The following is a 12,186-nucleotide window of genomic DNA, read 5'->3' on the forward strand; positions in this document are numbered from 1 at the left end:
ACAAGCCAGTTTAAACATGATATGTCACGAAACTGGGTGGTTTTTCACTGAAATGTATTAAAAGTAGGTTAAAGTCAATCAATTTATCAGAATAGGTGATAGGTTTTCGAAAAAACTGGCCAGGTAATTTGAAGGCCAACTTATCATCAAGAAAAACTTTTTAAAAAAAAATATTGCGTGTTAATTATTTTTTATATTTTTGTCTACTTATTCTATAGACTTTATGTTATTAAGTAACTTATTTACTATCTCAAACCCAATGCAGCGTACCTCAAGCTACTGTTGCTGATCCTGTTGTCAGCACACTACGATTCTATTTTTCATCATACTTTAACTGAATACTTAACCACAACCAACAATATATTAAATGAAACGAATTCTCCTATTTATCCTTCTAATCTATTCTTCAATAGCGGTTTTTGCGCAAAATACCATAACCGGTGTTGTTAAAGACAGTAAAGGTGCCACGGTACCGCATGCATCTGTAACTATAAGAGGGACCAAATCCGGTGTCAGTGCCGATGAAAACGGTAAGTTTACATTAAATGTTACTACAGAATTACCATTTTATATCCGTATCAGCTCAGTTGGCTTTAAGCCACAGGATTTCCAGATCATAAGCATCCAAAACGCTCCGTCTGAGTTTGTGTTGGTAAGCGATGATCAATTACAAGAAATTGTGGTTGTATCAAGACGTCGCCAGGAGCTTTTGCAGGATGTGCCCATCCCGGTATCAGTAATTGGTGGCGCACAAATTGACAAGGCTGGCGCTTTTAACGTTAACCGTGTAAAAGAGCTTGTACCGTCTTTACAGCTTTATACATCAAACCCGCGTAACACAGGTATTAATATCCGTGGTATTGGTTCACCATTTGGCTTAACCAATGATGGTCTTGATCCGGGTGTTGGTTTTTATGTTGACGGTGTATATTACGCCCGTCCTGCTGCTGCGACGCTTGACTTTATCGATATTGATAATATAGAAGTATTACGTGGCCCGCAAGGTACTTTATTTGGTAAAAATACCAGTGCGGGTGCCATCAACATTACTACCCGTAAAGCCAGCTTTACGCCGGGTATAGCACTTGAAAGCAGCTTTGGTAACTATGGTTATATCCAGACAAAAGCATCAGTAACAGGTCCTTTAGCTAAAGATCTTGCAGCGCGCATTTCATTTTCAGGTACACAACGTAATGGATTGATCCAAAACGAGAAAACACAGGTGCCCGTTAACGACATCAATAACATAGGCGCACGTGCCCAGTTTTTGTACACGCCTTCAGATAAAGTTACTTTAACCTTGTCGGGCGATGCATCAGATCAAAAACCTAACGGCTATGCCCAGGTGATTGCAGGCGTTGCACCTACATTGCGCGCGGCATACCGACAGTTTAATAATATTATTACCGATTTAGGTTATAAACTGCCATCAACCAACGCTTTCGACCGTGTGATTGACCATGACGCTCCGTGGAGATCAGGTAACCAATTAGGCGGCGTGTCATTAAATGCCGATTTTAAAATAGGCTCAGGTACTTTAACCTCAACTACAGCATGGCGTTACTGGAACTGGGATCCGTCAAACGACCGTGATTTTACAGGCTTACCTGTATTAACTAAATCACAGAACCCGTCAAAACATCATCAGGAATCTGAAGAGATCCGTTATGCCGGCGACATTAATGATAAATTAAGCGGCGTGGTAGGTTTATACTTTTTAGATCAGAAAGTAACAACAACCGGCAGGGAAGAAGCAGGTTCTGCAGAATGGCGCTTTGCACAAAGCACTACCAACACTGCATTATGGCAAACACCCGGTTTGTTTGAAGGGTATGGTATAACCACCAACTCGTGGATCAGATCGCAAACCGCGGCTGCATTTGCAAACTTAGATTGGAAAATTGCCGATGTATTCCATATTAATCCGGGTGTACGTTTCAATTATGATAAAAAGGATGTTTACTACAACAGGGTAGCAAATGGCGGCGTAACCATAACCGACCCAACTTTGCTTGGTTTCAGAAATGCTTTGTATAGCAGCCAGTTCTATACCACTAATTTTGATGAGAAGAACTTCACTTACCAGGTTACCGCATCATACAGGCCGAGCAAAACCGTTAACGCATTTGCTACTTATTCAACAAGTTACAAGCCATCAGGTGTTAACGTAGCCGGTTTGCCAACTATTAGCAATGCACCGGCTCTTAGCCTTGCAGTTATCAAACCTGAAAAAACAAAGCATTTTGAGTTTGGTGCTAAAACCAACCCGGCAGATAACTTCACTTTAAATGTTACCTTCCACAACTCAGACATAAAAGATTACCAAACCAACGTACAATCGCCTGATCCGGGTGTAAACCGTGGTTATTTGGCAACTGCCGAAAAAGTTAATGTAAAAGGTGCTGAATTAGATGCAAATTACCAGGCAAGCAAAAACTTTACATTCTATGCTTCTGGTGCATACACAGATGCTAAATATGTTAAATTTACCAACGCGCCGCTTCCGCTTGAGCAAACAGGCTTAACAGTAAACGGCACTGCTGTTTATTTTAAAGATATTTCAGGTACCGCACTTCCGGGTGTGTCAAAATGGACAACATCAGCAGGTGGCGAATTTGCAACTGACGCGAGATTTATCAGCGAAAACTCAAAATTCTTTATCGGGGTGGATGATTATTTCCGTTCGCGCTTTTCGTCAAGCCCGACCCCATCAAAATACCTGAATATTGCAAGTTATACCCTGGTTAATGCAAGGTTAGGTTTCAGGGCTGCACATGGTGTTTCTGCTTACGTTTGGAGCCGCAACTTATTGAACCAAAACTACTACGAGCAGTTATTACCTGCTACAGGCAACGCCGGCCAATATGCAGGTGTATTAGGCGACCAAAGAACCTTTGGTATAACCCTGCGTTACGTACTATAATAAAGTCTTTTCTTACATATTAGGTTTATATTTATATTGGTTAAGCGGGTCAGGTTTCTGGCCCGCTTTTTCGTTTTTAAGCAGCGCTTGCGTCACACGAAGGTGAAACAGATGAAACACGCGAAACAAGGTTTTGAGATAATTATTTATTATTCAGTATTTTGATTAAAATCGGTGAAACAAAATGAAACAAAAAGCTGGCAATATTTTGTCACCAAAAACGCCGAACAAAAATTGAATAAGGTACTGCTGTCAGGCAATTTGTGAGGATACAAATAGCGGATTTATTAATTATTTTCGAGATAATTTAACCAAGCTTCCACAATTTCTTTTAAATCAGTTGTTGGTAGTGAAAAGTCAGGCAGGTCTGTAGATAACCCCTGAAAAAACATAGTTGCTTTATTTGTAATTTTAGCAGTAACCATAGTATTTGATTTCATTAACTTTTCAGAAACTACTCCATTCAGTACATCATTTACTGTCGAAAGCAAATACCTATTTACATCTTCGGTATCCGTAAAGTCATCAAAAAATCGGCTAAACACATCGCTAATTGAAATCATTTCTTCTTCATAGTCATTTATAACGAATCTTCTGACAAATTGGATTTTATAAGCTTCAATGGTTGTACTCATAATTTATGATATATTAGTCGATTGATGCATTGCGTGACACATCTAAATATGGGAATTTATTGATTAATACGCAATTGTGTTGTAAACGTGTGCGCTTACAATTTGTCTTATTCGAGTGTGGATACTCGAATAGGCGGTGTAAGGTCAGCTTAAAACAAAAAAGGCCCGGAATAATTACCGAGCCTTAAATTATATTTCTGTTGATCTTATTTAATCAGCCACGCTACGAAGCATTACAGCGCCCACAGTAACGTTTGTACGGCTGTCAATAATAATAGCGCCGCCATTGGCTTTATTTTCCTGGTAAGCGTCAAATGCAAGCGGATCGGCAGTTTTAATAATAATACGTCCTATGTCGTTAAGCTTAAAGTCCTCGCTTTGCTCTTTTTCAAGCGTATTGATATTAACCTTGTAAAGTGTCTCCTGAATCTTGCAGCGGGTTACTTTGCTGTTATGCTGAATAAAGTAAGTGTGCGTGGTATCTAAAGCGCGGGTATCCATCCAGCACAGGTCGGCCTCAATTAGTTGCGATACCTGTGGCTGGTAGCTGCTGTTAACCAGCAGGTCGCCACGGCTGATATCGATCTCATCAGCTAAATGCATGGTGATGGACATACCTGCGGTAGCTTCGGCAGGTTCTTTGTCAAATACCTCAATTTTGCTAATGGTTGAAGTAAAGCCAGATGGCAATACGGTTACCTTATCATTTACCTTAAATGACCCGCTTGACACGCGGCCGGCATAACCGCGGTAATCATGCAATTCGTCTGTTTGAGGGCGTACAACCCATTGTACCGGGAAACGGGCGTGTTCCGTACTGTTATCAATATTCAATTCTACAGTCTCCAGGAAATGCAATAAGCTTTCACCGGGGTACCATGGCATATTGGTAGAGTTATTTACAATGTTGTCTCCTTTAAGCGCGCTAACCGGCAGGTAGTGTACATTTTTTAAATCCACTTTTCCGGCAAGTACTTTATAGTCGGCGACAATTTTATTATAAACATCCTCGCTGTAGTCAACCATATCCATTTTATTAATGGCCAGTACCACCTGCTGGATACCCAGCAGCGATACTAAAAAGGAGTGACGTATGGTTTGTTCGATAACACCTTTACGCGCGTCAACCAGAATAATTGCCAGGTTAGCGTTTGATGCACCGGTAACCATATTACGGGTATATTGAATATGGCCCGGGGTGTCGGCAATAATGAATTTACGTTTATCGGTTTGAAAATATTTATAAGCAACGTCAATAGTAATACCTTGCTCGCGTTCGGCTTTAAGTCCGTCGGTTAAAATAGCAAGGTCAATAGTACCATCATCATTTTTGCGGTTTGATGATTGTAACGCTTCTAATTGATCAAGCAGGATAGAATCGCTATCATATAACAAGCGACCGATCAGTGTACTCTTACCGTCGTCAACACTACCTGCAGTTAAAAATTTTAATATATCCATAATTATAATTTCGGATTTCGGATTTTCGATTTCGGATTTTTAATCCACATTTCAATAATTCGAAATTTAGAAATATCCCCCTTTCTTCCTGTCTTCCATTGCGGCTTCGGATACTTTATCGTCCATACGGGCACCGCGTTCGCTAATCTTTGAATTGCTTATTTCGTCGATAATATCATCTATCAAAAACGCTTCAGAAGCTACAGCTGCTGTACAGGTCATATCGCCCACGGTACGGAAACGAACTGTACGGCGTTCTATCACATCATCGGCATCCATGTTTAATACCTCGTTAGCAGCCATCAATTGACCATTACGTACAATGGTATCACGCTCATGCGCGAAATAGATACTCGGAAGTGCTATATTTTCCCTGCGGATATAGTTCCAAACGTCTAACTCCGTCCAGTTACTGATCGGGAAAACACGCACGTTTTCGCCTTTGTGGATCTTACCGTTGTAGATATTCCATAACTCGGGGCGCTGGCGTTTTGGGTCCCATTGGCCAAACTCGTCACGTACAGAAAAGATCCGTTCTTTCGCGCGCGCTTTTTCTTCGTCACGGCGTGCGCCGCCTATACAGGCATCGAACTTATTATCGGCAATGGTATCTAGCAGTGTAACGGTTTGCAAAGGGTTGCGGCTGGCGTTTTTACCTTTTTGTTCAACAACTTTGCCCTGGTCTATTGAATCCTGTACAAGGCCAACAATTAATTTCTCACCCAAACGGGCTACCATGTCGTCGCGGTATTGTATGGTTTCAATAAAATTATGGCCGGTATCAATATGTACCAACGGAAAAGGAAACTTACCCGGACGGAAAGCCTTTTCGGCCAAACGTACCAATGTTATAGAATCTTTTCCTCCTGAAAATAAAAGCGCGGGGCGCTCAAACTGGCCGGCTACCTCACGCAGAATGTGTATGGCTTCTGCTTCAAGCTCGTCTAAATAGTCCAGTTGATTGTGGTTTGTCATGTGTGTTAATTAGTGAGTTATTGAATTAGTGAATGAGTGAATGATATTTAAAAATCTATAACTCAATAAATCATTAATTCAATAATTACTTTCTATTTGTTGTCTATTATCAATTCGTGCAGGCCGCATTCTTTTTTCGATTGGTCTTCCCACCACCAGCGCCCGGCCCTGAAATCTTCGCCTTCTCTTATCGCTCTTGTACATGGCTGGCAACCAATGCTCGGGAAGCCCCTGTCATGTAAAGTATTATAAGGTACGTTGTATTTTTTTATGTATTCTTTTACCTGGTCTAATGTCCAATCAAAAATAGGGTGGAACTTAACCAGGTTATGCGCCTCGTCCCATTCTACATTGTGCATATCATGGCGGTTTACAGATTGCTCAGCGCGGATGCCGGTGATCCAGCATTTATTGCCTGCCAGGGCACGGTTTAGCGGCTCAACCTTGCGGATCCCGCAGCATTCTTTCCTGTTCTCAACCGACTCATAAAAACTGCTTGGGCCTTTCTCATTCAGCATTTTTTCTAAAGGCTCGTTTTTAGGGTAGTAGGCATGGATAACATTGCCATACATCTCCATTGTGCGGTTCCAAACATAATAAGTTTCCGGAAATATGCGGCCGGTTTCAAGCGTGAAAACTTTTATCGGCAGGTTATTGGTAAAGATCATGTGTGTTATCACCTGGTCTTCCCAGCCAAAGCTGCTTGAAAACACAATCTCGCCCGAAAAGTGTTCGGCCAATTTAGTTAGCGCGGCAACAGGATCAAGGCCTGCAGTTAACTGTTTTATTTCTTCTGCCTGGGTACTCATTATACTATTTTCATTACAAAGGTAATAATGCTGCGCAAACTCATCAGCATAATTATAACAGCCACCGATACCATGATGGCCTTAGTAGATATTTTATTGGATATTTTAGCTGCGATAGGCGATGCCAGCGCACTGCCGAATACTAAACCAAACACAGCTTCCCAATGTTTACCGTTGATCATGGTTATAAAGGTAAGCGAGCTCATTAATGCAATAAAAAAGCGTGATAGTTTAACCGTGCCTAAAGAAAACCGGGGATGACGTCCACCTGCTATTAAAGCCGACAGAACAATTGAACCCCAGCCACCGCCGCCAACAGCATCCATAAAGCCACCACCAAAACCTAAAAGCGAGATCTTTTTTATCTTTTTTGGACGTTCTTTACCATTATTCCGTCTAAGGTTAATTGCTTTCATGAGTATAACAATACCCAAAATCAAAGTATATAGAGATACAAATGGTTTTGAGTACATGCTGTAATGTTCAAGCGATGAAAGCAGGTAAGCACCTATAACAGCACCAATCGTACCTGGTATTAATAACAGCTTAAATAATTTCCAGTTGATGTTGCCCATACGGTAGTGCATCCAACCGGCTATACCGTTACTCAAAATTTCAGACAGGTGCACACTCATACTTGCAGAAGCAGGGGGGATGCCCATTGCCAGCGAAAACGTAGTAGAGGTAACACCGTAAGACATACCTATAGCGCCATCAATCATTGCGAAGACAAAGCCTGCCCCAAGGAAATAGTAAAATATGGGGTTGATTTCTTGCACGTAAGCCTTAAAATCAGGCTCGTTATACCAAAGCGCAGTTACAGATACCGCTATAGCAAATACGATAGAAAGCCAGATCAGCCATTTAAAATTTTTGCGCTCATTTTTTTGCTCAACCAGTACCGAAGTAACCTTGTTCAGCTTTTTAACCTTATCCGTAAAATCACCGGATAAGGTTTCGCGCAGCTGACTCATGTTTTGCAGCGACTGATCAAGCTCTGCCGGGATATTTTGATCCAGCACTTCGCGTAAACGTTTAGCTATGGTTGGCGATTTACCGTTGGTTGAGATACCGATCTTCAGATCGCCTTTTTGTACGATGGAACCTAAGTAGAAATCACAAAGATCAGGTTTATCAGCAACGTTAATTAATAACTTACGCTGGTGAGCCGATTCGCGGACATAACTATTTAATCCGGTATCATCTGTCGCGGCAATTACCAGATCTGCATTGTCCAGGTCATCATCAGTAAAGGCTTTAACAATGATCTTTACAGTAGGATAGGTGTTTGCCAGGTCATAAACACCTTGAATAACCGTTTTGGCAATAACCGTAACCCGTGCCTCTGCGCTGTTATGCAAAATGGCGTTCAGTTTCTCTAAACCAACATTACCAGCGCCGATAAGCACAGTATGCAGCTCATTTAACTTTAAAAAAACCGGAAATAGCTGATTCCCATTGTTCTTTTCGTCCTGCACACTAATCAAATCCTTATCTTGGGGCACTAACGTCATTTATTTATTGATTACGACTGTAAGACAGCTTCTCTTTTAGCTTTTACGTTAGCTAAAAACTCAGTAGCCAATGCTTTATAACGGGTGGCAAATTCTTCAGATGGTTCATTTTTGTTGATCTGAGTTACCATGTCATTAAAAGTACCCTCTAATGCAAACTCGCCGGTTGAAACATATAGATTATCAAACTCTTTCATAATACCAACTTGGGTGCTTGCATTAATGCCTTTATCTAAAAGCAAAGCTTTAGCCGAATTGATAAACGTATTGTATGAGTGATATATAGCATCGGCCCAAGCACCGGCATTGAATGATTCATTTGCCCATTCTAATTTCTCATCACTTTCATATAATAAAGTGGCAACCAGGTCGATCACCACACCGGCACATTCACCAACGCCAATTGCTTTTTCGTAAGTTTCTACGTGGCCCCAATCAACAAAATCTTCGTCGGTTAAGGTGGTAAGGTCGGCCAAAGGTTTTAGCATCTGGTAAAAGTAATCTTTACCCTGCCTATCGTAATAGTTATGGAAAACCTCGTTCTCTATTGAGTTAGCTTTATAATCATCTAACACCATTCTTAATACATTGGTAGCGCGTTTTGCAGGAATCTTGATCACCCTGTCGCCTGCACGGCCAACACCATCGCCTACGGTACCGCCACCCAGCATTACCTGCATTGAGGGCAATACTTTAGCGCCGGCTTTTAACGAGCTGCCGTGGAAGCCGATATGCGCCATACTATGTTGTCCGCATGAGTTCATGCAGCCGCTTATTTTTATTTTAATATCGCGGTTGTAGATCAAATCTTCGTATTCGTTGTAGATCAGGTCTTCCAGAACACGAGCAAAAGTCATACTGTTTGAAATACCCAAGTTACAGGTATCAGTACCAGGGCAGGTAGTCACATCGGCTACGCTGTCAAAACCCGGTGCGGCCATGTCTAAATCGGCAAGTCCATTATACAAAGTAGCAAAGGCTTCTTTGCGTACATATTTTAATAACAGACCCTGGTTTTGGGTAATGCGGATCTCGTCGCCTGCTAAGGGTTGCAGTAAAGCAACCAGCTTGCGTGCTTTATCGGTAGGGATATCGCCGGTTTGTACTTTAATGTACACGCCGTAGAACCCTTTTTGCTTTTGCTCAAATATATTGGTAGCCAGCCATTGCTCATAACCTAACGGGTTGCTGATGGTAACATCAGCAAATTCTGTTTGCGGCGGTAAAGCAGGCACCGGTACATTATCCGTATTTATTTTGTACGATTTTACCTTGTTAGCTATTCTTTCTACTTCTATCAGGCGCAATACTTCTTCCAAACCGAATTTTTGGATCACGTATTTAAACCTGGCTTTGTTACGATTATTGCGTTCGCCATAGCGGTCAAACACACGTATAACAGTTTCGATATAAGGGATAAGTTGATCCTCAGGCAAAAACTCATTAACTATATTAGCAAGGATAGGCTGTGCGCCTAAGCCACCGCCTAACATTACTTTAAAGCCACGCTCGCCGTTGCTGTTTAATTTAGGGATAAAACCCAGATCATGCGCGTAAGAGTAAGCAGTATCTTCATCGCTTGATGAGAAGGCTATTTTAAATTTACGCGGCATATCCTGGTTCACAGGATTGCGTAAAAAGTACTCAAAAGTACCCTGGGCATACGGCGAAACATCAAATGGTTCCTGCGGATCGATACCGGCAGTAGGTGAGGCCGTTACGTTACGTACGGTATTACCGCAGGCTTCGCGCAGGGTAACATCATCTTTTTCAAGATCAGCCCATAGCTGCGGTGTTCTGTCTAAACTTACGTAGTGGATCTGGATATCCTGGCGGGTTGTTAAGTGCAAATTGCGGCTTGCATACTCGTCAGATACATCAGCTATGCGCAACAATTGCTTGAAGGTTACTTTACCAAAAGGTAACTTAATGCGTACCATTTGTACGCCGGGCTGCCTTTGACCGTAAACCCCCCTAGCTAAGCGCAGGCTCCTGAATTTTTCGTCATCTATTTTTCCTTCACGAAAAGCCCTGATCTTTTTTTCAAGATTGATAATGTCCTGTTCAACAATCGGGTTTTCAAGCTCTGTTCTGAAGCTTTGCATAGTTTAATTTAAAGTTTTTAATCAACAGCTTTATGAATTCATAACAGCTATTGTTTTCCAAAGATATAGATAGTATATGGAAATGGTAGAATATTGTTTAAAAAAGGTACTTTTTAACAATAAAATGAATAATCGCTTTTAGATGTTTATAAGCTTGTTTTCCCGTTTGATAACATCGGCGATACTTGTTTCTGATAAGATCTTAAGTGTGGCATCGCGTACATCTATAAAAACATCACGGATACCGCAGGTAGTTTCCTGATGGCATTCGTCACATTTATGATAAAAGTTTAAACTGGCGCAAGGCAGCATGGCCACCGGCCCGTCGGTAATACGCATTATACTTACCAAGTATATATCTTTGGGGTCTTTGTTTAAAGCATAACCACCGCCGGCACCTTTTTTACTGTATAAAAACCCCGCATTGCGCATGTCGAGCAATATTTGCTCAAGGAATTTTTTGGGTATGCGCTCCATCTCTGCAATCTTTGAAATTTGCATGGGAGGTTTGTCCATATTCTTCCCAAGAATTACTAATGCCTTAATGGCATATTTCGTTTTTTTAGATAGCATTTTTCTATGTCAATAACTCACAAAGATAACTAAAGAATTGTAAACCAATAAAAAATACCGATTTGGTATACTTATTTTACAATCCGGTCAGAATGCCCGAGGTTTTTATCAGGGTTTACCTTATCGCGCACCAATTGTTTAAGCTCTTTAATTTCGGGGAAACGGCCTTCTTGTTTACGGTCGAATAGTACAACATCATTCACCCTGATGGAGTATCTGCCGGCTATCTCGCTTGGCTGCAGGGTTATGCCGTACAGATCGTCTTCAAAAGTTGTCAACAGCTCCTGTGCCATGTAGGCGGCACGTAGCAGCCAATGACATTTTGGGCAATATTCTATTGTGATGGTAGGTTTCATTTCTTTTCAATTATAAACCGGTCTTCATGATGCCTTGATAAAACGATCAGTTCGTCGCCAACAGCAATGCTGCCCGTGGCCGAATGAACTATGTTTTGGCCAAAGTAAATATTATTATTTTTTCTGCGATAAGATGCCAGTGTTTTGGTTGGCTCTTTAGCCGATGTTGCGCTTTCTTGGTCGATAGTAATAACGATACATCTTGCGCAAAGCTTCACACCGTTAAATAGTATCTTACCGATCATAAAGCTATCTACCGTATCCTCCAAATAAGGTTCGCCGCCGGTAAAGACAATGTTTGGTCTGAACCTGTTTATTGGCAGAGAGATACTTAAACGGCCATTAAGGTCATCCAATGAGGATTGCCCGATCAGCAGGAAAGGGTAGGCGTCTGAAAATGAGGTTATTTTACCTGCCTGCGTATATTTAGGATTGGTAAAACGTTTGGTATCATCAGGCATGTAAACAAGTCGCGCATTCAAGCCCAGTATACTGCTAAACCATTTGTCTGCCTCATCGCTTACCAATTGCGCGGTACAGACGTCGTCCCAGATCTCTACTGAAACGACGTCATGCTTTAATGGCGTAAAAGGTACATCAATCGAATTGTTATTACCCAAATGGGTAACTGTTATAAAATCATCAGAGATATGGGTTTTCAATAGCGCCATTACTGAGTGTTCGCGCTGCGAAATGAATTTATTGTTATCATCTATCAGCATCCACCTTCTGTCGTACTCAAAACCCCTGTCGGTAACCAGTGCCTTTTCAAGCTTTATCCCGCCTAATGATTTAATGGGATATATGTACAATTCGCTTACCCTAAGCATAAATA

At 41.4% G+C, this 12,186-nt stretch carries 10 protein-coding genes; 1 reads left to right on the top strand and 9 read right to left on the bottom strand.

Features of this window, described 5'->3' with window-relative positions; genetic code table 11:
* Positions 1–367 precede the first annotated feature (367 nt).
* The gene (locus FO440_RS14065) at positions 368–2,923 is read left to right on the top strand and encodes a TonB-dependent receptor (protein ID WP_144248899.1); all 2,556 of its coding nucleotides are present in this window, start codon (positions 368–370) and stop codon (positions 2,921–2,923) included.
* A gap of 287 nt (positions 2,924–3,210) precedes the next feature.
* Here FO440_RS14065 and FO440_RS14070 read toward each other — a convergent pair whose 3' ends face one another.
* The 9 genes from FO440_RS14070 to FO440_RS14110 all read right to left on the bottom strand — a co-directional run bounded on the left by FO440_RS14070 (position 3,211) and on the right by FO440_RS14110 (position 12,181).
* On the bottom strand, positions 3,211–3,558 hold the full coding sequence (locus FO440_RS14070; protein ID WP_144248900.1) for a hypothetical protein: 348 nt from the start codon (positions 3,556–3,558) through the stop codon (positions 3,211–3,213).
* Between the two features lie 210 nt (positions 3,559–3,768).
* A complete protein-coding gene (locus tag FO440_RS14075) occupies positions 3,769–5,019 on the bottom strand; it encodes a sulfate adenylyltransferase subunit 1 (protein WP_144248901.1) in 1,251 nt (416 codons plus the stop codon).
* A gap of 66 nt (positions 5,020–5,085) precedes the next feature.
* A complete protein-coding gene (gene cysD / locus FO440_RS14080) occupies positions 5,086–5,994 on the bottom strand; it encodes a sulfate adenylyltransferase subunit CysD (RefSeq protein WP_186292672.1) in 909 nt (302 codons plus the stop codon).
* A 92-nt stretch (positions 5,995–6,086) separates the two neighbouring features.
* Complete coding sequence (locus tag FO440_RS14085; RefSeq protein WP_144248902.1) at positions 6,087–6,803, bottom strand: phosphoadenylyl-sulfate reductase; 717 nt, start codon at positions 6,801–6,803, stop codon at positions 6,087–6,089.
* On the bottom strand, positions 6,803–8,317 hold the full coding sequence (locus FO440_RS14090; protein WP_144248903.1) for a TSUP family transporter: 1,515 nt from the start codon (positions 8,315–8,317) through the stop codon (positions 6,803–6,805). Before FO440_RS14090 ends, FO440_RS14085 begins: the two co-directional genes overlap by 1 nt.
* Positions 8,318–8,328: 11 nt before the next feature.
* On the bottom strand, positions 8,329–10,422 hold the full coding sequence (locus tag FO440_RS14095) for a HEPN domain-containing protein (RefSeq protein WP_144248904.1): 2,094 nt from the start codon (positions 10,420–10,422) through the stop codon (positions 8,329–8,331).
* Between the two features lie 138 nt (positions 10,423–10,560).
* The gene (locus tag FO440_RS14100) at positions 10,561–10,995 is read right to left on the bottom strand and encodes an RrF2 family transcriptional regulator (protein WP_144248905.1); all 435 of its coding nucleotides are present in this window, start codon (positions 10,993–10,995) and stop codon (positions 10,561–10,563) included.
* Between the two features lie 71 nt (positions 10,996–11,066).
* Positions 11,067–11,351, bottom strand: coding sequence for a SelT/SelW/SelH family protein (locus tag FO440_RS14105; protein WP_144248906.1), 285 nt, complete (start codon positions 11,349–11,351; stop codon positions 11,067–11,069).
* Positions 11,348–12,181, bottom strand: a complete 834-nt coding sequence (locus tag FO440_RS14110) for an MOSC domain-containing protein (protein WP_144248907.1) — start codon at positions 12,179–12,181, stop codon at positions 11,348–11,350. Before FO440_RS14110 ends, FO440_RS14105 begins: the two co-directional genes overlap by 4 nt.
* Positions 12,182–12,186 lie beyond the last annotated feature (5 nt).

Source organism: Mucilaginibacter corticis, from assembly GCF_007558865.1.
In the GTDB taxonomy this organism is placed as follows: Bacteria; Bacteroidota; Bacteroidia; order Sphingobacteriales; family Sphingobacteriaceae; genus Mucilaginibacter; species Mucilaginibacter corticis.